Consider the following 26,900-nt stretch of genomic DNA (forward strand, 5'->3'; position numbering starts at 1 on the left):
CGTTCCTTTTGGGGGATCAGTAGCGCCTTTGCCCTGTGCTATCATGCCGCCTTTCCCGCCAGCCCTCTGTGAGCACCATGAGCGAAACCACTGTTATCCGCCTGCGTAAGAACGAAGAACGCCGCCTCAAGGCCGGCCACCTGTGGGTCTACGCCAACGAGATCGATACCCGTCAAACGCCGCTGCGGGACTTGCCCGTTGGTGTTGCCTGCGTGGTGGAAGACAGCCGTGGCAAGCCGCTGGGTCGGGCTCTGCTCAGCCCCCACTCGCTGATTGCGGCTCGTCTTTACAGCCGTGACGTAAAGCAGGAGCTGTCGCGCAGTTTCTTCAAGAAACGCATCGAGCAGGCGCTGGCCCTGCGCGAGACCCTGTTCGATGAACCCAGCTACCGGTTGATCTTCGGCGAAGCCGACGGCCTTCCCGGCCTGGTGGTGGACCGTTTTGCTGATGTGCTGGTGGTACAGACCGGCTCCGGGGCCATGGAAGCGCACCTGGACACCATCGTCAGTGCTCTGGATGCGGTGCTCAACCCGACCCATATCATTGCCAAGAACGAAGCGGCGGCTCGGGAAATCGAGGGTATGGAGCGCTATACCAAGGCGCTGAAAGGCGACCTGGTCGACGAGGTGTCACTCACCGAGAACGGCGCCCGCTTTGTGGCGCCGCTGGCGGAAGGGCAGAAAACAGGCTGGTTCTACGATCACCGCAGTGCCCGCCAGGCCATGGTGCCACTGGCAAAAGGGGCGCGGGTGCTGGATGTGTTTTCCTATTGCGGTGGTTGGGGGGTGCAGGCAGCACTGGCCGGAGCGGAATCGGTCACCTGCGTGGATGCCTCGGAAACCGCCACCGACTATGTGCACCGCAATGCGGAGCTGAACGGGGTCGCGGACAAGGTGGGCAGCATCCAGGGCGATGCCTTTGCCGCCATGAAACAGCTGATTGCCGATGGCGAAAAGTATGATCTGGTGGTGCTGGATCCGCCGGCGTTCGTGAAGCGCAAAAAGGATTTCAAGAACGGCCTGGCCGGTTATCACGCCATCAACGAACTGGCCCTGCGTCTGATCAAGCCGGGGGGGTACCTGATCTCTGCGTCCTGCTCCATGCATATGCCGGCGGACCGCTTGCTGGACGTGATCCACAGCAGCGCCCGACACATTGACCGCAGTGTGCAGGTGATCGGTTATCAAGGGCAGGGGCCGGACCATCCGGTGCACCCGGCCATTGCCGAAACCTCTTACCTGAAAAGCTGGTTCTGTCGGATCAACTTTTCCCTGTAGTCTGGAAACAGATTCATCGCAGATTGCGTGAGCGGAAGCGACCGGCTCCCGGGTAAGGCGTCAGGCGGCTTGCCCCGGGGTCACCCTTCCAGATGACCAAACCGTAACTCTGAATCCCTGACCGCCGCAGATTGCGTAGGGTGCACTGAGCCTAGGGCGAACTGCACCGATCCGGCGTTTGATGGTGCAGTTCGCCTTAGGCTCAGTGCACCCTACGTCTTGAAATGCCGCGGGTGTGTACGCCCAAAAGAGGCCCCGGCCTGACTCCTCGACATCACCGATGTCAGGCCGGGATTCTTCTCCAGATTCATCAAAAAATCCGCGATTAACCGGTTGGCCCAGCTTCGCGGTCGCCAGCCTTCAAAATAGGCGCAGTGACTGCCCCTGCGGGTAACTACCAGCAGGGTTCGCGGCAACTCGCGCACCAACGATTCATATTCGCGCACATTGCCGATCACACACACCGGATCGTCTTCCGCGTTCAGCACCAGCAATGGGATGCTGATCCGCTTCATGACCACCATGGGATTGCTGGCTTGCAGGAAATCGGCGTGGCTGGGGTAACCGGCCATTTCATGGAGGTTGGCATGGAAGGCGTGCAGATCCGGGGCGCTGGCGCAGGCGTTATAGCTTTGCAGTTTGCTGAAGGTCTCGGCATTGGCGGTGACAAAGGTGCGCGCCAGTTTGCGGGCCATCATGCGGTTGTAGGGTTGTCGGGCCCGGCGGAAGGCCACCTCGATGTTGTAGCCGGGACAATAGGCCATGGCGCCGCGAAACGGAGCGCTTTCCCCTTCTTCACCCAGGTAGCGGACCAGTAGCCCGGAACCCGCCGAGATGCCTACGGCATACAAGGGGGACTGCGGATAGCGTTGCTGAATGACAGTGAGCTGTTCGCGCAAGTCATCGGTGTCGCCCATGGTGTTGATGCGCGGTGCGGTCAATGGCAGGTCGCCGTGGCCGCGCCGGGTGCAGACCACCACCCGCCAGCCCGTTTGCTGATGAAGGTCCCTTACCAGGCCGCGCATGCTTTTCGGTGAACCGGTAATGGTATGCAGGACCAGCAAGGTGGGGGTGTCGGTGGGGGCATCCAGGCCAACCCAATCCAGCGAGGTGGTGCCGCCGTCGCGCATGGTGAGAATGTCGGTGTGGGAATAAGCCAGTGGCGGGGAGAAGGCTTTTTTCAATCCCAGCAATATTAATTGCAGGTGCGTGTTGAACAGCCAGGGCGTGGGGAAAAACCGTTGTGACAACTGCGGTAGCCGAGCCAGCATGTCCCGGTTAAAGCCGGTATTCCGGTAGACCAGTTGCGGCTTGCGCGCGGCCGTTTTCAGGTAGTACGCCACGGCAAGGCTGGCTAACAGAAAGACGATGAAGAGAGTCACGGGTACGGCGCTCCTTGCGGTAGGAAGTGAACGTGCCGGGTTTCCGGTGAATCGTCAATGGGCGGACCGGCCACTGCGAAGCCGGATAATCGCGGCCGCACCCGCAGGGCATAGCAAACGGCCGCTCCCACAGTGATTCGATTGGGCGTTTGTGGGAGTGGCTGTTCTGGCGCGAAAGAGGCCGCTATTTCAGTTTTTCCAGCATGGCTGCCATGCGGGTCCGTACCACTTCAATGGCCTTGTAGGGGCGGATCATCACTTTGAAGTCGACGATCTTTCCGTCCTTATCCCACTGGATCATGTCCACGCCATTGACGGCGATGCCGTCCAGCTCGACGGCAAATTCAAGAACGGAATGATCCCCGTCATGCACTTCGCGCACATAACGAAAGCTGTCGTTGAGCAGTACGTGCAGTGCCGCGGTGAGGTAGGCGGTGGTCAGTGCCTTGCCGGTTTGCGGGGTATGCACCAACGGAGAGTGGAACACGGCTTCGTCGGCAATCAGATCGCTGAGTAATTGCGGATCGCGGGTTTTCACCACTGCGTGCCAGGCATCAATATTCGCCATGGATGACCTCCTTCAGGCTGCATTCAGTGCGCGGCGGGCCTGTTCATATTCTTCCGTCAGCCTGGCGATGGCGTCGCCGGCACTCTGGATGGCGTCCACTGCACCAATGCCTTGGCCGCAGCCCCAGATATCTTTCCAGGCTTTCTTGTCGGAATCGCCGCCAGAGCCGAAGTTCATCGCAGAGGGGTCGCTTTCCGGCAGGTCGTTGGGGTCCATGCCCGCGTTGATGATGGAGGGGGCCAGGTAGTTGCCATGCACCCCGGTGAACAGGTTGCTGTAGACGATATCGTCCGCACGGCTGTCCACGATCATCTGCTTGTAGCCCTGGGCCGCATTGGCTTCTTCGGTGGCAATGAACATGGAACCGATATAGGCCAGATCGGCGCCCATGGCCTGGGCGGCCAGCACGCTGCGGCCATTGGCGATGGAGCCGGACAGGGCCAGCGGGCCATCAAACCAGGTGCGCAGTTCCTGAATCAGGGCAAAGGGGGACTGGGTGCCGGCATGGCCACCGGCGCCGGCGGCAACCGCGATGAGGCCGTCAGCCCCTTTCTCGACGGCCTTGCGGCCGAAGCGGTCATTGATCACATCATGCATCACCAGGCCGCCCCAGCCGTGCACTGCCTGGTTCACTTCGACGCGGGCGCCCAGTGAGGTGATCACCATCGGCACCTTGTATTTCTCACACAGCTCCAGATCTTTCTCCAGGCGGTCGTTGGAGCGGTGCACGATCTGGTTGACCGCAAAGGGGGCGGCGGGTTGCTCCGGGTGGTCCCGGTCCCAGGCGGCCAGTTCCTCGGTAATGCGATGCAGCCACTCGTCCAGTTGCGATAAAGGGCGGGCATTCAGGGAAGGAAAGGAGCCGATGATGCCGGCCTTGCACTGGGCTAGCACCAGATCCGGGTTGGAAATAATGAAAAGGGGTGAGCCCATCACGGGCAGGCGCAGGCGGTCAGCAATGGAAGCGGGCAGGGACATGATGGGTCCTCCAATAGTTGATTTACCCTGTAAAATTTACATTGTATATAATAAAGGTCAAGTCCCGCCTGTCCGTGCCGGTGAGCGAACCGGTCAGTGGTCCAGGGTGGGAGGGTTAACGCGCATACCCGCATACAGGGTGCGCATGATCTTCTCGCGCAGGGTATCGCCATCCATGCCGCGCAGGCCGCTGGCCAGTTCCAGTACCACGATGCCGTGCAGGGTGGCCCAGAACATATAGCCGATCAGCTGGGCGTCCCCTTCCAGCAGGCCGGCGTCAATCATTTCGCGCACATAGGCCACCATGGTTTCCTGGGCACGGAGATTGGCCTGACGCAGCTCCGGGTAACGCTCTTCGTCGGGTTGGGTGAAAGAGAAAATCAGCTGATAGGCCGCCGGATAGGTCTTGGCAAAGGCCACATAGGCATCGCCCACCGCCCGGGCCTTGGCGCGGGCATCCGGGGCCTGCTGCACCGCCTGTTCCAGGTTGGCGGAAAAGCGATGAAAGGCTTCTGCGCGCACGGTGGCAAGGATCTCGTCCTTGTCCTGGAAGTAGCGGTAGGGGGTCATCGGGCTGACCCCGAGGGTGCTGGCGATCTGACGCATGGTCACATTCTGCGGCCCCCGCTCGATAAACAGCCGGGTGGCCACATCACAGACCTTGTCGCGGAAAGCGGCAATTTCCTCGTCGGTTTTGGGCTTCTTCGCCAAGCTGTAGCTCCGGTGCCGGGGTTTGGGCTTACAGTGTAAACGAACTGCGCCCTGCAACCGAAACCGGCACACAAATTGAATGGATAACGGAGAACTCCCAATGCCATACAAGGGGCGCTTGTGTCGTTACCTCCGGATTTTATGCAGGCCCGCGTGGATGCGGTAAAGAACCGTCTGGATGTGCCGGTATGTAGTCTCTACCAGGCGGATGAGATCCGGGAAATTCTGGTGATAGTTGCCACCAGTGGCCTCAACCAGAAAGCGCGGGGCGCCATGCTCTCTTTCCAGCAGGGGCTTACTGGCAAGGTGGCCCGCAGTCGAGGGCCGGTGGTGGCCCGTGACATCAAGGCCCACGCTGAATATCACTATGTACCCGGCTCCGATGAGGAGCGCTTTCAGAGTTATCTGGGTATTCCCCTGGAACAGGACGGTCGGCTCTACGGGGTGTTGGTGGTGCAGACGGAAGCGAAGAAGACCTTTTTCCTGAAGGATATAAGGGAGTTGCACAGTGCCGGCAAGGATCTGCTGGAAGCATTGAAACTGGCCGTCCGACAGGCCTCCTGATTAAGTCATTGTGATGATCCATGTGCCCTTTCCTTGGGCTGACTGTCCTCTGTGGTTATGATGCGATGGTCTTGGGAGGGGGTGGCTGTGAGTCGAATCTTGATTGTGGATGATGAACCACGCATCGCGGAGCCATTGATGTTTGCGCTGGAGCGCGAGCATTTCGCGGTGGACCATGTGCCGCTTGGCCAGCAGGCGCTGGATTGTCTGGCCGCTCAGGCCTTCGATCTGGTGGTGTTGGACGTGGGCCTGCCAGACTTGAGTGGTTTCGAGGTGCTCAAGCAGCTACGACAAACCAGCCAGGTACCGGTATTGTTTCTCACCGCCCGCCAGGATGAAGTGGATCGTATCCTCGGACTGGAACTGGGCGGCGACGATTACGTGACCAAGCCCTTCAGCCCCCGTGAAGTGGTGGCGCGCATTCGCGCCATCCTGAAACGGCTTTCCCCTCGCGCGGATGACAGCAACACCAGTCTGTGGCAGCTGGACGAGGCCGGTGCGCGTATTCTGTTTCGTGGCACCTCACTGACGCTGACCCGTTCGGAATTTCGGATTCTGTCTGCCCTGCTAAAACATCCCGGGCAAGTATTCACCCGCGCGCAGTTACTGGATATCTGCGACAGCGATGAAGACAGCTTCGAGCGCAGTGTGGACACCCATATCAAAACCCTGCGCGCAAAATTACGGCCACTGGACGGTGAGAGTCTTATCGCCACCCGGCGCGGCATCGGCTACTACCTGGAGAGTTAAACGCAGATGAAACTCGGGCAGCGCTTACTGGTGTTCTACTTCCTGATTCTCGGGCTGGTGGGCTGGTTCGTGCTGGACCTGGTGTTCGGCCAGGCCAAGCCGCTGGTGCGCCAGTCCGCCGAAGAAACCCTGGTGGACGCGGCCAACCTGCTGGCGGAAATCGTTGCCGAGGATGCCGCTAACGGCCAGATCGTGATTACCCCGTCCCTGCGCCAGGCGCTCAATCGTTACGCCGGCCGTACCCCGGATGCGGATATCTGGGGTCTGAAAAAAGATCGCATTCATACCCATATCTACATCACCGGCCCCACCGGTGTGGTGCTGTTCGACTCCAGAGGAAAAGATGAAGGCGAGGACTTTTCCCGCTGGAACGATGTGCACCTGACCCTGCAGGGGCGCTACGGAGCGCGCACCACCCGTACGGACCCTGAGGACCCATCCACCTCGGTGATGTATGTGGCCGCGCCGATCCGTGATGGCGGCAGCCTGGTCGGGGTGATCAGCCTGGGCAAACCGGGCCGGGCCATCGAGCCTTTTGTGCAACAGGCAGAGCGTCATCTGATGCTGTATGGCGGTTTGGCCCTGTTCGGTTGTCTGGTGTTGGGTGTGCTGCTTGCCTGGTGGCTAAGCCGTCGGGTCAATCGCTTGCGCCGTTATGCGGAGGCGGTGGCCAACAACGAACGCCCGGCACCACCGGTGTTTCGCGGTAACGATGAAATCCGTGATCTGGCGGATGCGGTTACCGCCATGCGTCGTCGCCTGGAAGAGCGGGCGCGGCTGGAAGATAACGTGAGCCTGCTGACCCATGAAATGAAAAGCCCGCTGGCGGCCATTCGTGGTGCTGGGGAAATTCTCCACGATGAAATCAGCGACCCATCACTGACGCGTTTCACCGACAACGTGATCCACGAAAGCCAGCGACTCAGCGATCTGCTGGATCGGCTGTTGGCCATGGCAAAACTGGAAAAGCTGGAAAGCCTGCCCGCCCGCAAGAGTCGCGTGACTATTTCGGCGCTGGTCGAAGACTGGCAGAGCAGCCGTTATTCCTTGCTGGCAGAAAAACATCTGGAGGTCAGCGTGAATGACGGTGTACTCCAGGCAGAAGCGGAAACTCTCAAGCTGGCCCTGTTCAACCTGCTGGATAACGCCCTGCGCTTTGCCAACGCAGAAACCACCCTTACAGTACAAGTGGAAGGAGATAGCCTGACCGTGGAAAACATCGGCCCGGCCATCCCCGACTACGCCCTGGACCGCGTCACCGAACGCTTCTATTCCTTGCCTGCCCCAGGCCACGACAAGAGCTCCGGCCTCGGCCTGACCATGGTGGCCGAAATCGCCAGCCTGCACGGCGGCAGCCTGATACTGACCAACACCAACAACGGCGTGCGCGCCACCCTGACAATCCCCCAGAACTGAAAACGCTCCTAGGGTCAGTCAGGTTTGGGGTTTGATTTTCCTTGTAGCTTGACGCTTGCCGCTCTCCTGCCCCCACACAATCCCCACAAAACCCCCAAGCTGACTACGCAAACTGGCCTCTCCAAATGAGGGAGAGGAACCATGCGACCCAACCTGTTATTGAAGATGCTCACCATTGCCGGCCTGCTCATGGTGCTGGTGATTCCCCTGTTGATGATCCAGGACAAGGTTATCGACCGTAGCCAGGAAGCCTGGCAGGTAAAACAACAGATCGCCCGTCAGGTCAGTGGCGAGCAGCAGATCAGTGGCCCGGTGATTGTTACCCAGCGGGTCCGCAAACAACTGGTGGAGAAGGCGGACTGTCGTCGCGGCGACAGCTGTACCGTGGTGGAAAAACGCACCGTACTGGAAAGTCAGATCCCTGATGTGCTGAATGTGGATGGCCAGCTACAGACGCAGATGCGTTACCGGGGCATCTACGGCACGCCGGTCTATCGCAGCCTGTTACATCTGGAAGCGGTGTTTCCGGCCAATTGGCAGCAAATCAAACAGGCGGAGCAAGTCCTGGCGTCGCGGCCCTCGTTGTTGGTGCTACAAATCAGCGACCTGCGCGGTCTGGTGGAGCGTCCGCAAATTCTGGTTAACGATGTGCCCCTGCCGTTGGTGGAAACCGAGCAGTTGCCGTCCGGTCTGGGCGCCAACGCGGTGGCAGTGCAATTGCCCGATGATCTGGCCGGTGCCTTTACCGTCAAGGTGCGCCTGAACCTGAACGGTACCGAATCCCTCGCTGCCTTGCCGCTGGCGAAAGAAACCCGCATCGGCTTGCGCGCTGACTGGCCGCACCCCAGCTTCGAAGGGCTGGTATTGCCGGTGGAAAGAGAGATCAATGCGGATGGTTTCACCAGCCAGTGGCGCACCAACAGCCTGGCAGCGGCCAGTGCCATTCTCTGTGCCAGGGGTGATGGTGCCTGTGGTGATGCCAGTCAGGCCCTGCGGGTAAGACTGGTGCAGCCGGTAACCGGTTTGCTGTCGAGCGAGCGGGCCCTGAAATACAGCTACCTGATTGTCGGGCTGACCTTCGCCGCCTTTTTCCTGTTCGAGATCTTGCGTCGTTACCCGTTGCACGCCATGCAGTATCTGTTGGTGGGTCTGGCGCTGGCCATGTTCTATCTGTTGCTGGTGGCGTTAAGCGAGCATATTGATTTTGCCCTGGCCTACCTGGTGGCGGCGCTTTCCTGCTGTGCCCTGATCGGCGTCTACCTGATGGCCGTACTGCGATCACCGAAAGCCGGCTGGATCTTTGCCGTCAGTTTGCTACTGGTACAGGGCCTGATCTACGGCATCCTGATGGCAGAAGACTATGCCCTGCTACTCGGCGCCCTGTTGCTGTTTGCTGCCCTGACCCTGGTTATGGTCGTTACCCGACACCTTGACTGGTATGCCTTTGCCGTCCCCGGCAAGGCCATGGCAAAAGCAAAAAACGACCAGGATGACTGGCATGAGCAGTAGTCGCATTGCACGGTTGTTGCGCGCCAGTCGACGCTTTCCCGCCCACCGTCGCGGTTTGCTGGAGCGGGCTCTACGCCTGACCCAGCAGGCCCTTGCCGGAAACGCTAACGATGGTGACGCGCTTGTTTGGCTGGGTGTTATCTGGTGGCAGCTGGGGGCAAGGCGCCGAGGCCGGGAGATATTCAAAGCACTCCATCGGTCCCCTGGAGGTCCTGTTTTCCGCAGGTCTGTGGAGCCTTTTTGATAACGCGAAACCCACCCATCAATTCGGCTCCAAAGGCAATCTTGTGAATATTGCGGTTTTTTTACAATTGGGTTACTACTTAACGCGGACCAAGGGAGTCCATGAACGGGCTCAGGATGGCCTTGGTTCACTTTTATTAATCAGGGAGAAAGTCATGAATAAGAAAATTCCAGTGTTTGCGATTGCCGCGCTTGCCGGCGCCATCAGCCAGACTGCCATGGCTGAAGCGCCTTCTTTCAACTACGTGCAGTTCGACTATGTGGTATCCGGTGACTCGGAAGTTAGCGAGGGTGGTCTGTCCGAGTCGTTTGATCTTGAACAGGGTTTCGGTCTGCAAGGCGGGTTCGAAATCGGTGACTATGTCATGGTCATGGGCCGGCATTTGTCGCTGGACTATGAGGATGACCTGGGTTTTGCATTGGGTGATACTGATAATGCCGTGTTTAACGACATGACGTTTATTGGTGTTGGTGCGCATATCCCGGTGGCGGATATGGTCGACCTTTATGGTGCAGTCGGGTTCAGCCGGCCAACGTTCATTGGCATTGCTGGTGAGGGGTATGGCCTGGAAGTCGGCGCCCGTGCCAACTTTGAAATGGTGACCGCATCACTTTGGTACAACATGGCTGAGACGGATACCAAGATCGGTGGGGACTCCCTGGATATTGACCCGGAATTGCTGGGGTTGGATGTGGCCATCTCCTTCGCCCCGGATGCGCCCGAGCTGGTGTTGGGGTACGTTGATGCGACCCACGAACTCGAGATCGACAACGATAAACTTGATCTGGATTACGATCACTTCTCAATTGGTGTAAGAAAATCCTTCTGATCATCCTGGCCCGGGATCCGCTTGCGGATCCCGTTTTTCTTCTTGCTCCAGGAAAAATACTTCCATCTTTATCAGTCAACGGAAAATTTTCTTTCACCGGTTTAGTGATCGAGTAACTTTTGGGTTTTAAAAAAAAGAGGCCGCGCTCCGTCATTGAGGAACGCGGCCTCTTTGTTTCCAGTATCGACAAGTGCTATTGCGCGAACTATTAACTATTCACTGTTAATTATTAATTGCCTTTCCCGTATGCCCGCAAAAACACTTCCACCACCTGTTCCGCATGGGGCTGGGCTTCGCTGGCAGTCATCGGCTGCTGATAGCCGATCATCACCCGCATGTGCTGGCAGCCCTGCAACAGGGCAAAGAAGTTTTCCGATGCCTGCTTGGGATCACTGACGTCAAGCTGACCGGAGGCGTTGGCGCTGCGGATCAGATTTTCCATGGCGGTGAGGGTGCGTTGCGGGCCCGCCTCGAAAAACAACCGAGACATTTCCGGGTCCTGGGTGGCCTGGCTGTTCATCAGCCGTTGAAGCTCCACGGCATCCGGGCTGTGGATCAACTCGAGAAAGGCCAGGCCGATCTTGGTGAGGGTGGTGCGCAGGGGCTGGCTTTCGTCCAATGCAAAGATCGGCACCGGCAGCATATTCTGGCATTTCGCCTCGATAGCGGCGGAAAATAACGTTTCCTTGTCGCTGAAGTGGCTATAAACCGTCAGCTTGGAGACCCGGGCCTCCTTGGCCACTGCATCCATGCTGGTGCCGGCAAATCCCTGGGAAACAAAGAGTTTCTTGGCGGAATCCAGAATGGCGGCACGCTTGGCCGGATCCTTGGGGCGGCCACGGGCGGCAGGGGCGGAGGTGTCTGTCATCTCGGTCATATTTCAATACTGGACGGTTCAGTTTAATAAAATTACTATACTGGACAGTATAGCATACTGGGAAGGCCGCCGTCGGTGGCTTTCGAGGGATACACGGGTTAGCAAGGCTAGAGGGTAGCTGCCATGTTTCGTTCACTGTTGATACCGGGGCTGATTGTCGGAGCCGTGGGGGCTCTCGGCCTGCAAGGCTGCTCCGATGCAGAGTCTGGGAAAACCGAGGCGCCGCGTCCGGCGCTGGTGGTCCAGCCGCTGACCGCCGGGGCCAGCCAGGATGTTTTCCCTGGCGAAGTCCGCGCCCGCTACGAGCCGGAGCTGGGCTTTCGCATTGCCGGCAAGATCAGCCAGCGCAAGGTGGATGTGGGCGATCGCGTCAGCAAGGGCGATGTGCTGGCCACCCTCGATACCGATGATGTGAACCTGCAGCTGGATGCGGCCCGTGCCCGTTTTGCCTCCGCCCAGGCGGACCACAAGCTGGCCCGCACCGAGCTGGATCGGCATCAGGCACTGCTGGAACGCCAGGTGATCAGCCGCTCCCAGTACGATGCGGTAGAGAGTCGTTTCGATGCGGCCCAGGCCCAGTTGCGCCAGGCCCGCGCCAACCTGAATGTAGCCCGCAACCAGACCGACTACGCCACCCTGCAAGCGCCCCAGGATGGGGTGATCGCCCAGCGCCGGGCGGAAGCCGGCCAGGTAGTCGCCGCCGGGCAGCCGGTGTTTGTGCTGGCGGTGGATGGCGACCGGGAAGTGCGTATCGATCTGCCGGAGCAGGATGTAGGGCGCTTTGTGATCGGCATGCCGGTGGCCATCGAACTGTGGTCGCGCAAGGGCAAGGTGTTCCCCGGCACCCTGCGTGAGCTGTCCCCGTCCGCGGATCCTCGTTCGCGGACCTTTGAAGCCCGGGTGGCCTTCGACAACGATGATGTGGGCGCAGACCTGGGCCAGTCGGCACGGGTGGTTGCCAGCGGTGTCGCCGGTAATGGCGTGCTCACTCTCCCCCTGCCGGCGGTCACGGCGGAAGGGGACCAGCGCTATGTGTGGGTGGTCAATCCCGATGACGCCTCGCTGGTGAAAACCCCGGTGGAAACCGGCCCTTATAGCTCGGAAACCGTGCCGGTACTGTCCGGCCTGCCGGCGGATGCCTGGGTGGTAGCAGCAGGCACCCATCTGTTGCGTGAAGGGCAAACGGTCATCCCCGTGGATCGCCAGAACCGACAGATCGAGTTGGCGAGTGCTGATACGGCTGGCCCGGAAACGGATGTCGACGCCGAGACCGAGAGCCAATAAGGGAGCGCCACCATGTCATTCAATCTCTCGGAATGGGCGCTGAAGAACCGCGCTCTGGTGCTCTACGCCATGCTTCTTCTCGGTGTCATGGGAGCGATCTCCTATGGCAGCCTGGGGCAGAGTGAAGATCCACCGTTCACCTTCAAGCTGATGACCATCAATACTCAGTGGCCCGGAGCCAGCGCTGAAGAGGTCTCCCGGCAGATCACTGAGCGCATCGAAAAGAAGTTGATGGAAACCGGCGACTTCGAGCGCATCACGTCCTATTCCCGTCCGGGTGAGTCGCTGGTCATGTTTATGGCGCGTGACGAAATGCGCTCCAAGGAGATCAAGGACCTGTGGTACCAAGTGCGCAAAAAGGTGGGCGATATTCGCCATACCCTGCCCCAGGATGCGCGCGGGCCTTTCTTTAACGACGAATTCGGCACCACCTTCGGCAATATTTACGCCCTCACCGGGCCCGGCTTCGACTACGCCATCATGAAAGATTACGCCGACCGCCTGCAGCTTGCCCTGCAGCGGGTGGACGACGTGGGCAAGGTGGAGCTGGTCGGCCTGCAGGACGAAAAGATCTGGGTGGAAATCTCCAACACCAAGCTGGCGTCCCTGGGCATCCCCCTGGTTACCGTGCAGCAGGCGTTGCAGTCACAGAATGCGGTGGCCGACGCCGGTTTTTTTGAAACCCCCAGCAGCCGCGTACGCCTGCGAGTGTCAGGGGAGTTCACCAGCGTGGAAGATATTCGCCGCTTCCCCATCCAGGTGGACAATCGCACCATCAAGTTGGGCGACATTGCCACTGTGTATCGTGGCTTCAGTGATCCGCCTCAGCCACGCATGCGTTTTATGGGCGAAAATGCCATTGGTATTGCTGTGTCGATGAAAGACGGCGGCGATATTCTCGCTCTTGGTGAGAATCTGGATCAGGCCTTTCGGGAGCTACAGCTGTCGTTGCCGCTGGGTATGGAACTGCGCAAGGTCTCCGACCAGCCGGCGGCAGTAGAAGCCGGAGTGGGTGAATTTGTTCAGGTGCTGATGGAAGCTCTGGTGATCGTGCTGCTGGTGAGTTTCTTCTCGCTGGGCTGGCGTACCGGCATGGTGGTGGCTCTTTCCATTCCGCTGGTGTTGGCCATGACGTTCGTGTCGATGAAGTATTTCGACATCGGCCTGCACAAGATTTCGCTGGGGGCGTTGGTGCTGGCGCTGGGCCTGATGGTGGATGACGCCATCATCGCTGTGGAAATGATGGCGATCAAAATGGAGCAGGGCTTCAGCCGCATCAAGGCCGCTGGCTTTGCCTGGAAAAGTACCGCCTTCCCCATGCTCACCGGGACCCTGATTACCGCTGCCGGCTTTCTGCCAATTGCCACAGCACAATCCAGTACCGGCGAATACACCCGTTCGATTTTCCAGGTGGTGACGATTGCATTGCTGGCCTCCTGGATTACTGCCGTGGTGTTTGTGCCCTATCTGGGTGAAAAGCTGCTGCCGAACCTGGCGAAACGTGATGCCAGTGGTGACGTGCACGACCCTTATCAGAAACCCTTCTACAATCGCTTTCGCCAGGTGGTGGAATGGTGTGTGCGCTACCGCAAAACCGTCATTGGTTTGACCGTGGGCATCTTCGTGTTTTCCCTGCTGCTGTTCAGTCTGGTGCCCCAGCAATTCTTTCCGTCGTCCAACCGGCTGGAACTGATGGTCGACATGAAGCTGGAGGAGGGCGCCTCGCTCACCGCCACCCAGGAGCAGGCCCTGCGTCTGGAAGCCATGCTTGGTGAGAACGAGTTGATAGATAACTACGTGGGTTACATGGGCAGTGGTTCTCCCCGTTATTACCTGTCTCTGGACCAGAAGCTGCCGGCAGCATCGGTGGCCCAGTTCGTGATCCTCACGCGCAATATCGAGGAGCGGGAACAGGTAATGGATTGGCTGGAAGAGATCCTTGACCGGGATTTCCCCATGGTCCGTACCCGTGTGTCGCGGCTGGAAAACGGCCCGCCAGTGGGCTACCCATTGCAGTTCCGCGTCTCCGGGGAGCACATTCCCCAGGTTCGTGAGCTGGCCCGGCGGGTGGCGGAACATGTCCGCGATAATCCCCACACCCAGAACGTGCATCTGGACTGGGAAGAACCCAGCAAGGTGGTGCGCCTGAACGTGGACCAGAATCGTGCACGAACCCTGGGTATCACCACTGCGGAGCTGTCCACTGCCCTGCAGGCTTCCCTGTCGGGTGTGGCAGTGAGTCAGTACCGGGAAGATAACGAGCTGATCAATGTGGAAGTGCGCGGCGACAGCCACGAACGCCACGCCCTGGGGCTGCTCGGTAACCTGGCGGTACAGACCGACAGCGGCCGCAGCGTTCCGCTGAACCAGATTGCCACCCTGGAGTATGGTTTCGAGGAAGGCATCATCTGGCATCGCGATCGCCTGCCCACGGTGACCATTCTTGCCGACGTGAAGGACGATGCCCTGCCGGCCACCCTGGTCAGCCAGATCATGCCGCAACTGGAAGGGGTGCGTGCCGATCTGCCACCGGGCTACCTGCTGGAAGTGGGCGGCACCGTGGAGGAATCCGCTCGCGGGCAGAAATCAGTGAACGCCGGTATGCCGCTATTCATCCTTGTGGTGATCACTTTGCTGATGCTGCAGCTGCGCAGCATGCCGTTGTCGCTGATGGTGTTTATCACCGCGCCGCTGGGGTTGATCGGTGTGACCTTCTTCCTGCTGATCTTCCAGAAGCCGTTCGGTTTCGTGGCCATGCTCGGCACCATTGCGCTGGCCGGCATGATCATGCGTAACGCGGTGATTCTGGTAGACCAGATTGGCCAGGACATGGACCAGGGGCTCAGCACCTGGGATGCCATCATTGAATCCACCGTGCGCCGCTTCCGGCCCATCGTGCTCACCGCGCTGACCGCTGTACTGGCCATGATTCCGCTGTCGCGCAGCGTCTTCTTTGGCCCCATGGCGGTGGCCATCATGGGTGGGTTGATCGTAGCAACAGCACTGACCCTGCTGTTCTTGCCGGCGCTCTATGCCGCCTGGTTCCGGGTCAAGGAAGAGCACGCAACAGCCACACACAACGAACGCTGATGAAATGCCGGTCATCACCGGCTTCCCCTTGCCCCGGTACTGCCGGGGCTTTTTTTTGTGGCGCAAATGCCCACGGTTTTTCAAAAGGTAGGGTGCACTGAGCCTAGGGCGAACTGCACTATCAAACGCCCGAACGGTGCAGTTCGCCTTAGGCTCAGTGCACCCTACGCAATCAGTCAGGGTTCACCCCTGTAGGAGCGCCGCTCGCGGCGCGATCACCCAACGGTGGCGAGTCACGAGAAGCGAGTTTCGAAAGTCAAAATCTGCAAGTTGCGAAGTCAGGTTTTCGCTCCTCGCTCCTCATCTCTCGCAACTGGGTTATCACGGTGCAACCTCGATAGTCAGCGCCTCGCTCCGAACCTGATGTGCCGCCCTCACACAACGGAGGGTGAAGGTTCCTGCCCGGTCAAATCGCCATGGCAAGGTTACCGTCGTGCCCGGCTCGCTCAGGCGCGTGTTGGGGTAATCCTTGCGCAGATCGGGCATCAGCTTGTGGATCAGATCCTGATCGCGCAGGGCAGTGTCATCTCCCAGAGCAAACAGGTGCCAATCATCACTGAGGTTTGTCAGGCTTAACCGCACACTGTGTTGATGCGGGATCTCGAGGCGGGCTGGCGTCCAGGAATTGTAAAAACTCGCCGCCAGGATAGGTAAATCCACCGGGTTTCGCAGTGCCGTGCCCGCCGCCATGGGGATCTCGTCTGGCAGAAAGCCATGGGCCCCGCTACCCTGCGATAAAGACAGCGTGCCGGCCAGCAGCAAAAGAATAGGGTATGTCAGTCGGTCAGGCATGGCATCGTGTATGAAATGGAGGGATCTCTGTGAGAACAAGAATACGTGTTTTGCTGATGGCTTGCCTGTGCATGTGGGTGGCGTGCGCCAGTGCCGCACCACTCACTGTGGCAGTGAAGGCCTCGCCGCCATTCAGTTTCCAGAATGGTGATCGCTGGGATGGTGTCAGCGTTGAGCTGTGGGAACAGATCGCCGAGCAGGCCGGCTATGAATACCGCTTCCGCCCCTACAAGACGGTGTCCGACATGCTGGCAGCGGTAGAGCTGGGCCAGGCGGATGTGGCCATTGGCGCGATCAGTGTCACCGCCGACCGGGAGCGGCGGCTGGACTTCACCCAGCCCATGTATCGGGGCGGCCTGGGTATTGCCACGCGCACCGAAGCCAGCGGCTGGATGACCACCCTGCAAGGTCTGTTTTCCTGGAAGTTCTTCTCCGCGGTGCTCGCCCTGGGGTTGGTGTTGCTGCTGGTAGGGCTGCTGGTGTGGCTGTTTGAACGCAAGAAAAACCCGGAACAGTTCGGTGGTTCCGTGGGCCAGGGTATCGGCAGCGGCTTCTGGTGGTCGGCAGTGACCATGACCACCGTGGGCTATGGTGACAAGGCACCGGTCAGTGCCGCCGGGCGCGTTATCGGGCTGGTGTGGATGTTCGTCAGCATCATCACCATTTCCGGTTTCACCGCCGCCATCGCCTCCAGCGTCACCGTCAACCAGTTGCAGACCCGGGTGGCCGGGGCTGGTGATCTGCCCCGGGTGGACACTGCGGTCGTGGAAAACACCAGTGGCGAGCAATGGCTGGTGGGCGAAGGGCTCAACTACCGCCCATACCCGAACCTGGAAAAGGCCATGCGTGCGGTGGTGCTTGGTGAGGTGGACGCGCTCGTGGCAGATGCCCCGGTAATGCGCTACATGTTGCGCGAACGGGAAACCTCCCAGGTGCTGGTGTTGCCCAAGCTGGTACGCGAGGAAAGCTATGCGTTCGCGGTGGCGAATGGCAGCCAGCTGCGTGAACCTATTGATCAGGCCATGCTTGATATCGTGCCTTCTCAGGACTGGCGGCTGGTGCTGAATCGTTATCTTGGTGCAGACCAGTAGTCCTGAGCCCCCGTCACTAACAAGCTTCAGGCGTCGCTGTCATCACCAAACAGCGGCGCCAGGCTTGCCAGTTCCTCCTCCAGATTCCAATGCATTTCCCGGGCCGTCACGTGTAGCAGTATTAGGGCATTGATGGGCGCATCGGACTGACGTTTGCCGCGCAAACGTTTGGTAAAGCAACGGTTCAACTCGTTGAGCGCTGCGTAGCGCGCGTTGAGATCTGCCAGTGACTTGTCGTTCTCCTGATGGCCATTCATATACTGCTGTAGCAGATACAAGCTGGCGGTGCGCACCAGGGTCTCCGTTTGATTGCTGAGCGGTAGATGGAATCTGGCCATCGGGCGCAGAAAACGCGTGTGTGGGCAGTCGCTGAGACCGCAAATCAGACCAAACAGAGAGCTGAGCGCCCGCTGTAGAGTGCTGGTCTGATTGTACTGCCGCTGTGGCGTCTCCACCTGCACGGAAACCGGCTGAAAAGAGTCACCCAGCGCCGACTCCGGCAGCAGAAAAGCCAGGTTGAGCGCGATGGGGCAATAGCGATGCGTCTCTTTTTCCAGCGGGCAGTGGCTGCACTGATGGTAAGTCAGCTCTGCCCATGCAGGCGGGGTGAAACTGTCCGGTATGGCAATGGTGTCATCGACGAGCTCGATGGCAATGCGTTGCTGCCCGCCTTCCGGTGTGGTGAGGGTGTACGCATAATCAGGCTGCATGAACTTTTTCAGACTGTTTCAGTGGCAGCTTGATAAAGAAAGCCGTACCCGTACCTGGGTGGCTTTCCACGGTCATGGCGCCGCCATGATGGCGAATGATGTCATGACAAATCGACAGCCCCAGCCCGGTTCCCTTGCCGATGGGTTTGGTGGTGTAGAAAGGCTCGAAGATCTGCTCCAGCGTCTCGCTGGCTATGCCGGGCCCGTCATCGGCCACCTTCAAGGTGCACCACTGATCGTCATAGTCCGCGGTAATGGTGATGGTGCCTTTGCCCTCTATAGCCTGTGCCGCATTCACGAACAGGTTCATGAAAACCTGTGAAAGCTGGCTTTCCGAGCCAGGAATCAATGGCAGGGTTTCCAGGTTGGTATGGGTGACATTGATACGGTTTTTCAGCTCGTGCTTGGCCAGATTCAGCGACGTGGCGATGCAGGTGGCAATGTTGGTAGGTGAAAAGAATTCCGGCTGATTGTGAGAGAAGTTTTTCAAGTCGCGGATGATCTGCTTGATGCGCTCAATGCCCTCGCTGGTTTCATCAATCAGCGCGGGGTGGTCTTCCAGAATAAAGCGAAGTTTCTTGTGATCAATTTTCAGTTTGGTCTCAGCCTGAAGAAACTGCTCGAATTTCTCTTCGCTGATGCGTTTCTGCAGACCGCTGATCACTTTCGACATGGCATCCATATATTCCCGAGAGCGATTCAGGTTGGATGACAGCATGGCAATCGGGTTGTTGATTTCATGAGCAATGCCCGCAGAGATAGTGCCCAGGGATGCCATTTTTTCAGAGTGCAGTAGCATGGTTTCCACATGGCTTAGTTTCTGGTCCTTCTCCTTGACCTCCTGGATCAGCTGATTGTTCTCTGTCTTGATATCGGTAATGTTCGTGCCGAAGTAAATGTAGCCATCGTCCTCATCCGAAATATAGGAAAGCGGGAACAGGAACATGTTCATCCAGTAAAGGCTGCCATCCGCGCGCTGATTGCAGACCTCGCCATTCCAGACACCGTTCTCCGCATGCTTGCACTGCATGATGGGGAGGCAGCTGTCATGGCCTTGTGGATGATTGATGCTTTCGTTTTTGCTGACCAGATGGGAAAAGGTATGGCCGCTGAGTGACAGGAACTTGCCATTGGCAAACGTGATGGTGCCCTGGCTGTCTGTGGTCAGCACACAGTATTCATCAATGATACGTGCCAGAGGCCCAAGCAAACTTTTGTTGAGCTTGTATTCGTCCGCATTGACCTCGATCAGATGCATTTTGCGCCCGAAACGGTTGTCTGTCAGGGAGGCGAACTCGGACAGCTTGGCTTCCACATTGATGGAAGTGCGATAGGTTTTATAGAGAAAGAAGATAATGATAAGGAGAATGACAGTGGAGGAGACCAGGAACAGTCCTTGTGCCTCCATGCCGAAACCGATATCGGTTTTGTTCATGATGCTTTCCATGGAAAACGCCTTCCCGTATTTGGCTAGCCGTGATCAGCTTTCATAGCCAAGACTGCGCAGGGTTTTTTTCTGTTCGCGAACGGTTTCCGCCAGGATGCGATTTTCCAGAAGAATATCCCGGAACTTCAGTCCTTCACGAATATTGTCGAGTAGTTGTTCGTCATCCCAGGGTTTGGGAATAAAACGGAATGCGCCGGCCTTGTTGATAGCGGACATGACGGTTTCAATATCAATCACGCCAGTGAGCAGGATGCGGATGGTATCCGGCTGGATATCGCGCAGTTCCTGCAACAGCTCCAGGCCGTTGATCTCCGGCATCATGTAATCGGTAATGACCGCGTCAAAAACGGTAGTGCGTGCCCGACGTAAGGCTTCTCGTGGATCCTGGTAGGTTTCCACGTCCCAGTCGGTGTACGCGTTGATGGTGCGCTTCAGGGCCTTGAGGATGTAATCCTCATCATCGACAAGCATGACCTGATACATATCGCGATCCTCATCCTTGGCCTTGTGGGCGCAGTGCTAAATAATGCATTGGGGGAGGCTGCGCCGGGCCGTCATCTTTGACGATACTCGCCGGTGTCGGTGCTGACAATTGATGGCAGGCCGTGCTGTGTCCCAGTCATGCTGCCTGTTCTGCCGTTGGTCAGGGATGTCCCGATTTCGGAAAATCGTCGCTAGCGGACAGTGGTAATGGCCTTGGTCACCGAGCCGGTGGCAATCAGCCGCTCTTCGCCGCTGGCATTCACCGCCAGGGCTTCCGCGCGCATGGCTGCCAGGGTGCGGCCCAGTCGATCCAGCCGGGCGCGGATGACCACACTTTCGCCCTTCATGGCGGCACGCAGGACGCTGCTGTGCGTTTCGACGGTGACTGGCTGCTGATCTTCGGACAGCGACGGCACCACCGCAAAAAAACAGGCCACGTCCATCAGTGCATAGACAATGCCGCCGTGAAGGGCGCCCATGGGATTGGCAGTGAAATCGTTCACCGCAAAACGCACCTCGCTGCGGCCTTCGCCGGCGCTCAGCAATTCCAGCTCGCAGGCGCTATGCAGGGGGTGGGCAAGAACGGAATCATGGACTTCTTCCAGGCGGCTCATGGTCTCTCTCGTCAGGTAAAGGGGGCTATTACTCTGCCTCGTGCGATGCGGGCTGTGAATGACCGAATGAAACTAAATCCCTTGACCGGGGTCTTCACTATTCGCATAGTAGAACCCCCTTAACCCACGGCTGGCACCATGAAAGCACTGGTCTGGACATTGTTGCTGATCATCTGCACACACGTGCTGGTGCTTGATGCCATGCATCATGAGCACGATGCCGACGTGGCCATGGAGCAGCTCGACGCCGCTCCCGCTCAGCTGGATGTGCTCGATGCCGGTGGTGATCACTGCTGCCAGTGCCATGGTTTCATGGCCAGCGCGGATTGCGCCCCCGCACGGTTGCCCGCACCGCCGGCCCGGGTGCTGGCGCTGCGCCCTCCCTTGCCGGATGCCCCGGCTGACAATCCGTTCCGCCCTCCCATCGCCTGATCGTTTTCCCGACCCCGTGTCGCGCCTGAGCGCGACAGATTTCGGATAATCGATCAGGAGCTTTCCCATGGAAAGTCTGTCCGCAGTAGTGCGCCGTTGCGCACTGCTACTGCTGCTATGCGCCACCGGCGCGCAGGCAGAAACACCCCCCGGCCAGTGGGCCGGCTGGCTGCAGCAACAACTCAACCGCCTGCCCGCCAGTCGGGCCATCAATGCCGAGCAGGAGCGCTGGATGGCGGAAAACCGCGATGCGGCCCAGCCGCTCTATAACCCGGAACTGAACATCGGCTATGAAGACAGTGCCGACACCACCAGAACCGTGGGCCTCAGCCAGACCCTGGACTGGTCCGGCAAGGCCCGCGCCCGCCGCGATGCGGTAGTGGTACGCGACACCCTGGCACAACTGCGCGCCGATAAGGCCCGCGCCAGCCTGCTGGCCGACAGCCTCAATGCCCTGGTGGCATTCGATGCCGCCCGTACCCGCCTGGCGGCCACCCGACAACAGGAACAGCAGCTGTCTGCACTCAGCGAGCTGATACGCCGCCGCGAACAGGCCGGTGACCTGGGGCAGGTGGATGCACAGCTGGCCTGGCTATCGCTGGCCCAGGCCCAGCAGACCCTGGCGCAAGCGGAAAGTGACGCCACCGCTGCCGCCACCCGGCTGCGGCAGGTGTTGGCCAGTGCCCAGCCGGGCCAACCTCTACCGGCGGCTCGCCATTGGCAGGCGGTTGCCGTCAGTACCGATGCCTCACAACGCTTGCCGGCCAGCTTCGATCTGCGTCTGGCCCAGCAGCAGCTGGCGCTGGCCGAGCAGGACGCCACCGTGGCGGGCCGGCAGCGCCGGGCCGATCCCACCCTGGGTGTCAGTGTCGGCAAGGAAGGCGACGATAACCTGTGGGGCGTGGACATCAGCCTGCCCCTGAAACTGTTCAATACCGGCAAAGCCGGCTACCAGGCCGCCTTGGCCGACAGCGACGCCCGCCGTGCCCTGCTGGAGAAAACCCGCGCCGATATCGCCGCCCGCCTGGACGGTGCCCTGCGCGATTACCAGCAGCGTCGTGAGCGCTGGCAAACCTGGCAGCAACTGACCGGCGACACCCTGGCCCGCAGCGACGCACTGCTGGAAAGGGTCTGGCAACAAGGCGAGCTCACCACCCAGAACTACCTGCAGGCCCTTAACCAGCGTCTCGATACCCGCCTGTCCGGTATCGCCCTGCGCGAAGCCATGCAACAGGCTTGGGTCCGATGGCTCCGGGAAAGTGCCCAGCTCAACGACTGGCTGAATCAGCTGGCGAACTAATCCATCAGGTTACGACTGACCTTAACAATTGCTGTAGGAGCGCCACTTGAGGCGCGAATGGTTTCTGCGACAAGCGGTGCCAACTTCTTCGCGCCCTTAACGGCGCTCCTACAAAAAAATTGGAAATTTTATGAAAATCAAAATGAAACTTCAGAAAAAGCCATTGGCGATAGCGCTGCTGGCGACGTTATCTCTCCCCGCCTGGGGCGAAGAAAACCACGCCCATGCCCACAACGAAAGCAACGAAACACAGCAGCATGCCCAGCAACTGGCACCGGACGACAATGCCGGCCACGATAGCCATGACCACGGTGATGCCTCCGAAGATACCCATGAGGAAGAAACGGTCCTGGAGCTAACCACCGAACAGCAGAACATGCTGAACCTGCAGGTCATCACCCTGCAGCCGGAACCCAACGCCACCCGGACCCTGACCGTCCCGGCAGAAATTATCAGCAACCAGTATCGCACCTGGGTAGTACCGGTACGCATCGACTCCCAGGTGCAATCGCGCAGCGCTACCCTGGGTCAGCACATGGAAAAGGGCGAGCCCATCGCCACCCTGTTCAGCCCGGCCATGGCGCAATTGCAAAGTGATTTGCAGGTGGCCGCCGATGCCTGGCGGCGGGTCAACAATCTGGGCCGTCGCACCGTGGGCAACCAGCGTTACCTGGATGCCCGTGGCGACTATCAGGCCCTGCGCGCCCGCGCTAAAGGCTATGGCCTGGATAACGAAGCCATCGCTGCCATCGAAGCCGGCAAAAGCGAAAAGGGCGTCTACACTCTCACCGCCCCGGATGACGGCCTGGTGCTGGAAGATGCTTTTCAGCAAGGCCAGTGGCTCACCGCCGGCAGCGCCCTGGTGACCCTGGTGGATGAATCCGAACTGTGGGCAGAAGCGGCGCTGCCTCCCACGCCGGGTCTGCAGATCGCCACCGGCACCCCGGCGCGGGTCATTGTGGGTGACACCACCGTGGACGGCCAAGTGATCCAATCCGGCCACCGCCTGAACCCGGTCACCCGCACCCTGTCCGTACGCGTGGCCATCCCCAATGCCGGCCACCTGTTGCACCCGGGCATGTTCGCCGATGTGGCGTTGTCGTTGGCTGCTCCCAACAATGCGCTCACCGTGCCCGAAGAGGCGCTCACTCGAAGCGCCGATGGCGACTGGCAACTGTTCGTGGAAGAAGAGCCGGGTTACTACAAACCCGTGGAAATCCAACTCAACGGCCAACTGGAAAACCGCCGCATCGTCACTGGCATGAAACCGGGCACACGCGTGGTCACCCGTGGTGCCTTTTTCCTGGCCAGTGAAATGGCCAAGTCCGGTTTCGATATTCACAATCACTGAGGATCACCGTCATGTTTAATCGACTTGTCGATTGGGCGGTGAACAACCGCCTCATTGTCTTGCTACTACTGATCATCACCATCGGCGTGATCGGCTGGCAACTCCCCAACCTGAAACTGGATGCCTTCCCGGACGTGACCAACGTCCAGGTACAGGTGAACACCGAAGCCGAAGGCCTGGCTGCGGAAGAAGTGGAGCAACTGATCACCTATCCCATCGAGGCGGTCATGTACGCGTTGCCCCAGGTGGCCGAGGTGCGCTCCATCTCCAAGACCGGCCTGTCCATCGTTACCGTGGTGTTCGAGGAAGGCACGGATATCTACTTCGCCCGCCAGCTGGTGTTCGAACGCTTGCAGGCGGCACGGGAAGATATCCCCGACGGCGTCGGTACCCCGGAAATGGGCCCCAACACTTCCGGCCTGGGCCAAGTGTATCAATACCTGCTCACCGCCGAGCCGGGCTCCAATGTGGATGCCATGCAGTTGCGCAGCCTCAACGACTGGGTGGTGAAACTGTTGCTGATGCCGGTGGGCGGCGTCACCGATGTGCTCAGCTATGGCGGTGAAGTGCGCCAGTATCAGGTCAACGTTAACCCCACCCGTTTGCTGGCCTACGACTTGTCACTGCAACAGGTCATGGACGCCATCGCCGCCAACAACCGCAACGCCGGTGGCTGGTATCTGGATCGCGGCGCCGAGCAATTGGTAATTCGTGGCATGGGCTGGGTAGGCAGCGGTGAGCAAGGGCTCGGTGATATCGCCGCCATTCCCCTCAAGGAAGTGGACGGCACCCAGGTGCGCGTCAGAGATGTGGCCAAGGTGGAGTTCGGCGGCGAGATTCGTCAGGGCGCCCTCACCATGACCCGCCGCGATGCCAACGGCGAACCGGAAGCCCTGGGCGAAGTGGTGGCCGGCATCGTGCTCAAGCGCATGGGCGCCAATACCAAGGCCACCATCGATGGCATCAAGGCCCGCGAAGCGCGCATCCAGCAGGCCCTGCCGGACGGTGTGCAGTTCGAGGTGTTCTACGATCAGGCGGATCTGGTGGAAAAAGCGGTGAGCACCGTGGTCACCGCCTTGCTGCTGGCCTTCGTGTTTATCGTCATCGTGCTGGCTCTTTTCCTGATGAACCTGCGCGCCACCGCGTTGGTGCTGCTGTCCATTCCGCTCTCCATCGGCCTGGCCTTGTTGGCGATGGCAAGCCTGGGCATGTCCGCCAACCTGATGTCGCTGGGTGGCCTGGCCGTGGCCATCGGCATGCTGGTGGATGGCTCCGTGGTGATGGTCGAAAACATCTTTAAACACCTGAGTCAGAAAGAGGGCAGTCACGACTCACAGGGCGGCATTGCCTTGAGAGTCAAAGACGCCGCCCAGGAAGTGGCGCGGCCGGTGTTCTTTGCCGCCAGCATTATCCTGGTGGTGTTCCTGCCCCTGTTCGCCTTCGAGGGGGTGGAAGCGAAGATGTTCGTGCCCATGGCTATCAGCATCATGCTTGCCATGACCGCCGCCGTACTGGTGGCGCTGATCGTGGTGCCGGCACTGGCCGGGTTCCTGTTCCGTAATGGCGTGGAAGAAAAACCCAACAAACTGATGCAGTGGCTGGAAGCCCGCTATCGCACCCTGCTGGGCAAAGCCATGCAGGCCCGTAAAGTGGTGGTCGGTGGAGCGGTGGGTTTGTTTGCCCTGGCGCTGGCTACCACGCCGTTTATTGGCACTGAATTCGTGCCCGTACTGGAAGAGGGGACGTTGGCGTTACGTGTGACGCTGGCGCCGTCCTCCAGCCTTGATACTGCGTTGGACGTGGGGAAAAAACTGGAGAAGGAAATCATGGCCTTCCCGGAAGTCACCTACGCGCTCAGCCGGGTAGGGCGTGCCGAAATCGGTGGCGACCCGGAACCGGTGAGCAACGTGGAAATCTATATCGGTCTCAAGCCTGTAGATGAATGGGAGAGCGCCAGCAATCGCCTTGAGCTACAGGAAAAGATTCAGCAGAAACTGGAAAAACACCCCGGCCTGCTGCTCAACTTTTCCCAGCCCATCGCCATGCGCGTGGACGAACTGCTCTCCGGCGTAAAGGCCCAGCTCGCCATCAAACTGTTCGGCCCGGATCTCGACGTGCTGCAGGAGAAAGGCGAAGCCATCACCCAGGCCGTCAAGGAAGTGGAGGGTGCCACCGACGTGCAACTGGAACAGATCGCCGGGGAAGCCCAGCTGGTGGTCACCCCGGACCGCAACGCCCTCAGCCGCTACGGCCTGAGCGTGGATCAGGTCATGGATCTGGTCAGCAACGGCTTGGGCGGCGGCAGCGCCGGGCAGGTGATCAATGGCAACGAGCGCTACGACATCTATGTGCGCCTGGAGCAAGACGCCCGCAAGGATGCCGAAGCCATCCGCAACCTGCGCCTCAAAGCGGCGGACGGTGCCTGGGTGCGCCTCATGGATGTGGCAGACGTATCCCTGGTCTCCGGCCCGCCACAGATCAGCCGCGATGACGTGCAACGCCGCGTGGTTATCCAGGCCAATGTGGCTGGTCGCGACATGGGCTCCGTAGTGGCCGACATCCAGCAGGCCATCGACAGCGACGTCGACCTGCCCGCCGGCTACAGCGTGGACATCGGCGGCCAATACGAAAACCAGCAGCGTGCCCAGCAACGCCTGGCCATGGTGGTGCCCGTGGCCGTGGGCCTGATTGCCCTGCTGCTCTACTTCGCCTTCGGTTCCGTGGCCCAGGCGGCTCTCATTCTGGTCAATGTGCCCCTGGCCCTCATCGGCGGCATCCTCGCCCTGGCGATCAGCGGCCAATACCTGTCCGTGCCCAGCTCCGTGGGCTTTATCACCCTGTTCGGGGTGGCGGTGCTCAATGGTGTGGTCATGGTAGAAGCCATCAATCATCGGCTTCGTGATGGCGAAGCGCTGGAGACCGCGATCTTCGAAGGCGCCGTATCCCGCCTGCGCCCGGTATTGATGACCGCGCTCACTTCCATGCTGGGGCTGATTCCCATGTTGCTGGCCACCGGGGTTGGCAGTGAAGTGCAGCGGCCTCTGGCGGTGGTGATCGTGGGTGGGCTGGTATCGGCGACGGCGTTGACCTTGTTGGTGTTGCCGAGTCTTTATGGGGTGTTTTCGAAGGAGAAGGTAGCAGGGTTACAGCGATAATCTTATATCCCCGGCCTTCCAGGTCGGGGGTAGCGTCCCGTTTTTC

General features: G+C 59.6%; 23 protein-coding genes. 13 read left to right on the forward strand and 10 right to left on the reverse strand.

What is annotated here, in order from left to right; all coding sequences use genetic code 11:
* Nucleotides 1-77: 77 nt before the first annotated feature.
* Nucleotides 78-1,277, forward strand: coding sequence for a class I SAM-dependent rRNA methyltransferase (locus tag ACMG4N_RS04030; RefSeq protein ID WP_272980087.1), 1,200 nt, complete (start codon nucleotides 78-80; stop codon nucleotides 1,275-1,277).
* Nucleotides 1,278-1,489: 212 nt separating this feature from the next.
* Here ACMG4N_RS04030 and ACMG4N_RS04035 read toward each other — a convergent pair whose 3' ends face one another.
* From ACMG4N_RS04035 to ACMG4N_RS04050, 4 genes are all read right to left on the reverse strand, one after another.
* Entirely contained in the window at nucleotides 1,490-2,659 is a 1,170-nt protein-coding gene (locus tag ACMG4N_RS04035) for a YheT family hydrolase (protein WP_414432941.1), read from the reverse strand.
* 184 nt (nucleotides 2,660-2,843) lie between these two features.
* The gene (locus tag ACMG4N_RS04040; RefSeq protein ID WP_414432942.1) at nucleotides 2,844-3,227 is read right to left on the reverse strand and encodes a nuclear transport factor 2 family protein; all 384 of its coding nucleotides are present in this window, start codon (nucleotides 3,225-3,227) and stop codon (nucleotides 2,844-2,846) included.
* A 12-nt stretch (nucleotides 3,228-3,239) separates the two neighbouring features.
* Nucleotides 3,240-4,205, reverse strand: coding sequence for an NAD(P)H-dependent flavin oxidoreductase (locus ACMG4N_RS04045; protein WP_414432943.1), 966 nt, complete (start codon nucleotides 4,203-4,205; stop codon nucleotides 3,240-3,242).
* A 93-nt stretch (nucleotides 4,206-4,298) separates the two neighbouring features.
* Nucleotides 4,299-4,916 (reverse strand): TetR/AcrR family transcriptional regulator, encoded by a 618-nt coding sequence (locus tag ACMG4N_RS04050; RefSeq protein ID WP_277672511.1) that lies wholly within the window; start codon nucleotides 4,914-4,916, stop codon nucleotides 4,299-4,301.
* A gap of 120 nt (nucleotides 4,917-5,036) precedes the next feature.
* Here ACMG4N_RS04050 and ACMG4N_RS04055 point away from each other — a divergent pair, with 120 nt between their 5' ends.
* The 5 genes from ACMG4N_RS04055 (at nucleotide 5,037) to ACMG4N_RS04075 (ending at nucleotide 10,228) form a co-directional block, all read left to right on the forward strand.
* Nucleotides 5,037-5,480 carry a GAF domain-containing protein gene (locus tag ACMG4N_RS04055; RefSeq protein WP_277672510.1) on the forward strand — a complete coding sequence of 148 codons (444 nt, stop codon included), beginning with the start codon at nucleotides 5,037-5,039 and terminating at the stop codon, nucleotides 5,478-5,480.
* Between the two features lie 87 nt (nucleotides 5,481-5,567).
* On the forward strand, nucleotides 5,568-6,230 hold the full coding sequence (gene creB / locus ACMG4N_RS04060) for a two-component system response regulator CreB (RefSeq protein ID WP_272974785.1): 663 nt from the start codon (nucleotides 5,568-5,570) through the stop codon (nucleotides 6,228-6,230).
* Nucleotides 6,231-6,236: 6 nt separating this feature from the next.
* On the forward strand, nucleotides 6,237-7,646 hold the full coding sequence (gene creC / locus ACMG4N_RS04065) for a two-component system sensor histidine kinase CreC (protein WP_272974786.1): 1,410 nt from the start codon (nucleotides 6,237-6,239) through the stop codon (nucleotides 7,644-7,646).
* A gap of 141 nt (nucleotides 7,647-7,787) precedes the next feature.
* On the forward strand, nucleotides 7,788-9,155 hold the full coding sequence (gene creD, locus ACMG4N_RS04070; RefSeq protein WP_414432944.1) for a cell envelope integrity protein CreD: 1,368 nt from the start codon (nucleotides 7,788-7,790) through the stop codon (nucleotides 9,153-9,155).
* A 110-nt stretch (nucleotides 9,156-9,265) separates the two neighbouring features.
* A complete protein-coding gene (locus ACMG4N_RS04075; protein ID WP_414432945.1) occupies nucleotides 9,266-10,228 on the forward strand; it encodes an outer membrane beta-barrel protein in 963 nt (320 codons plus the stop codon).
* A gap of 229 nt (nucleotides 10,229-10,457) precedes the next feature.
* Here the strand turns inward: ACMG4N_RS04075 and ACMG4N_RS04080 are convergent, their stop codons facing one another.
* Complete coding sequence (locus ACMG4N_RS04080) at nucleotides 10,458-11,105, reverse strand: TetR/AcrR family transcriptional regulator (RefSeq protein WP_277672507.1); 648 nt, start codon at nucleotides 11,103-11,105, stop codon at nucleotides 10,458-10,460.
* 123 nt (nucleotides 11,106-11,228) lie between these two features.
* On the opposite strand from ACMG4N_RS04080, the gene ACMG4N_RS04085 reads away from it, so the two are divergent.
* Nucleotides 11,229-12,389, forward strand: a complete 1,161-nt coding sequence (locus ACMG4N_RS04085; protein ID WP_414432946.1) for an efflux RND transporter periplasmic adaptor subunit — start codon at nucleotides 11,229-11,231, stop codon at nucleotides 12,387-12,389.
* 12 nt (nucleotides 12,390-12,401) lie between these two features.
* Nucleotides 12,402-15,479, forward strand: coding sequence for an efflux RND transporter permease subunit (locus ACMG4N_RS04090; RefSeq protein WP_414432947.1), 3,078 nt, complete (start codon nucleotides 12,402-12,404; stop codon nucleotides 15,477-15,479).
* Nucleotides 15,480-15,800: 321 nt separating this feature from the next.
* Here the strand turns inward: ACMG4N_RS04090 and ACMG4N_RS04095 are convergent, their stop codons facing one another.
* Nucleotides 15,801-16,271: a hypothetical protein gene (locus tag ACMG4N_RS04095; RefSeq protein ID WP_414432948.1), complete on the reverse strand. Its 471-nt coding sequence runs from the start codon at nucleotides 16,269-16,271 to the stop codon at nucleotides 15,801-15,803.
* 29 nt (nucleotides 16,272-16,300) lie between these two features.
* Here ACMG4N_RS04095 and ACMG4N_RS04100 point away from each other — a divergent pair, with 29 nt between their 5' ends.
* Nucleotides 16,301-17,362, forward strand: coding sequence for a transporter substrate-binding domain-containing protein (locus tag ACMG4N_RS04100; RefSeq protein ID WP_232222155.1), 1,062 nt, complete (start codon nucleotides 16,301-16,303; stop codon nucleotides 17,360-17,362).
* Nucleotides 17,363-17,388: 26 nt separating this feature from the next.
* On the opposite strand, the gene ACMG4N_RS04105 is transcribed toward ACMG4N_RS04100, so the two are convergent.
* The 4 genes from ACMG4N_RS04105 to ACMG4N_RS04120 all read right to left on the reverse strand — a co-directional run bounded on the left by ACMG4N_RS04105 (nucleotide 17,389) and on the right by ACMG4N_RS04120 (nucleotide 20,616).
* A complete protein-coding gene (locus tag ACMG4N_RS04105; RefSeq protein ID WP_035250567.1) occupies nucleotides 17,389-18,072 on the reverse strand; it encodes a DUF6901 family protein in 684 nt (227 codons plus the stop codon).
* Nucleotides 18,062-19,507, reverse strand: coding sequence for an ATP-binding protein (locus tag ACMG4N_RS04110; protein ID WP_232222154.1), 1,446 nt, complete (start codon nucleotides 19,505-19,507; stop codon nucleotides 18,062-18,064). The genes ACMG4N_RS04105 and ACMG4N_RS04110 overlap by 11 nt, the downstream gene beginning before the upstream one ends.
* Nucleotides 19,508-19,552: 45 nt before the next feature.
* Complete coding sequence (locus ACMG4N_RS04115) at nucleotides 19,553-20,002, reverse strand: response regulator (RefSeq protein ID WP_035250564.1); 450 nt, start codon at nucleotides 20,000-20,002, stop codon at nucleotides 19,553-19,555.
* 191 nt (nucleotides 20,003-20,193) lie between these two features.
* On the reverse strand, nucleotides 20,194-20,616 hold the full coding sequence (locus ACMG4N_RS04120; RefSeq protein WP_035250562.1) for a PaaI family thioesterase: 423 nt from the start codon (nucleotides 20,614-20,616) through the stop codon (nucleotides 20,194-20,196).
* Between the two features lie 138 nt (nucleotides 20,617-20,754).
* Between ACMG4N_RS04120 and ACMG4N_RS04125 the strand changes: the two genes are divergently transcribed.
* From ACMG4N_RS04125 to ACMG4N_RS04140, 4 genes are all read left to right on the forward strand, one after another.
* Nucleotides 20,755-21,048 carry a hypothetical protein gene (locus ACMG4N_RS04125; protein WP_035250560.1) on the forward strand — a complete coding sequence of 98 codons (294 nt, stop codon included), beginning with the start codon at nucleotides 20,755-20,757 and terminating at the stop codon, nucleotides 21,046-21,048.
* Nucleotides 21,049-21,115: 67 nt separating this feature from the next.
* On the forward strand, nucleotides 21,116-22,348 hold the full coding sequence (locus ACMG4N_RS04130; RefSeq protein WP_035250551.1) for a TolC family protein: 1,233 nt from the start codon (nucleotides 21,116-21,118) through the stop codon (nucleotides 22,346-22,348).
* Between the two features lie 142 nt (nucleotides 22,349-22,490).
* Nucleotides 22,491-23,699, forward strand: coding sequence for an efflux RND transporter periplasmic adaptor subunit (locus ACMG4N_RS04135; RefSeq protein ID WP_232222153.1), 1,209 nt, complete (start codon nucleotides 22,491-22,493; stop codon nucleotides 23,697-23,699).
* Nucleotides 23,700-23,710: 11 nt separating this feature from the next.
* Nucleotides 23,711-26,854, forward strand: coding sequence for an efflux RND transporter permease subunit (locus ACMG4N_RS04140; protein WP_414432949.1), 3,144 nt, complete (start codon nucleotides 23,711-23,713; stop codon nucleotides 26,852-26,854).
* Nucleotides 26,855-26,900 lie beyond the last annotated feature (46 nt).

Source organism: Alcanivorax sp. IL2 (assembly GCF_047495475.1).
Taxonomy (GTDB): domain Bacteria; phylum Pseudomonadota; class Gammaproteobacteria; order Pseudomonadales; family Alcanivoracaceae; genus Alcanivorax.

Coding starts and splice junctions, on each gene's coding strand:
- ACMG4N_RS04110 (WP_232222154.1), bottom strand. CDS start 19,507: ATGAACAAAACCGATATCGGTTTCGGCATGGAGGCACAAGGACTGTTC.
- ACMG4N_RS04095 (WP_414432948.1), bottom strand. CDS start 16,271: ATGCCTGACCGACTGACATACCCTATTCTTTTGCTGCTGGCCGGCACG.
- ACMG4N_RS04140 (WP_414432949.1), top strand. CDS start 23,711: ATGTTTAATCGACTTGTCGATTGGGCGGTGAACAACCGCCTCATTGTC.
- ACMG4N_RS04135 (WP_232222153.1), top strand. CDS start 22,491: ATGAAACTTCAGAAAAAGCCATTGGCGATAGCGCTGCTGGCGACGTTA.
- ACMG4N_RS04085 (WP_414432946.1), top strand. CDS start 11,229: ATGTTTCGTTCACTGTTGATACCGGGGCTGATTGTCGGAGCCGTGGGG.
- ACMG4N_RS04075 (WP_414432945.1), top strand. CDS start 9,266: ATGGTGACGCGCTTGTTTGGCTGGGTGTTATCTGGTGGCAGCTGGGGG.
- ACMG4N_RS04130 (WP_035250551.1), top strand. CDS start 21,116: ATGGAAAGTCTGTCCGCAGTAGTGCGCCGTTGCGCACTGCTACTGCTG.
- ACMG4N_RS04125 (WP_035250560.1), top strand. CDS start 20,755: ATGAAAGCACTGGTCTGGACATTGTTGCTGATCATCTGCACACACGTG.
- ACMG4N_RS04030 (WP_272980087.1), top strand. CDS start 78: ATGAGCGAAACCACTGTTATCCGCCTGCGTAAGAACGAAGAACGCCGC.
- ACMG4N_RS04040 (WP_414432942.1), bottom strand. CDS start 3,227: ATGGCGAATATTGATGCCTGGCACGCAGTGGTGAAAACCCGCGATCCG.
- ACMG4N_RS04090 (WP_414432947.1), top strand. CDS start 12,402: ATGTCATTCAATCTCTCGGAATGGGCGCTGAAGAACCGCGCTCTGGTG.
- ACMG4N_RS04105 (WP_035250567.1), bottom strand. CDS start 18,072: ATGCAGCCTGATTATGCGTACACCCTCACCACACCGGAAGGCGGGCAG.
- ACMG4N_RS04080 (WP_277672507.1), bottom strand. CDS start 11,105: ATGACCGAGATGACAGACACCTCCGCCCCTGCCGCCCGTGGCCGCCCC.
- ACMG4N_RS04045 (WP_414432943.1), bottom strand. CDS start 4,205: ATGTCCCTGCCCGCTTCCATTGCTGACCGCCTGCGCCTGCCCGTGATG.
- ACMG4N_RS04115 (WP_035250564.1), bottom strand. CDS start 20,002: ATGTATCAGGTCATGCTTGTCGATGATGAGGATTACATCCTCAAGGCC.
- ACMG4N_RS04120 (WP_035250562.1), bottom strand. CDS start 20,616: ATGAGCCGCCTGGAAGAAGTCCATGATTCCGTTCTTGCCCACCCCCTG.
- creD (WP_414432944.1), top strand. CDS start 7,788: ATGCGACCCAACCTGTTATTGAAGATGCTCACCATTGCCGGCCTGCTC.
- creC (WP_272974786.1), top strand. CDS start 6,237: ATGAAACTCGGGCAGCGCTTACTGGTGTTCTACTTCCTGATTCTCGGG.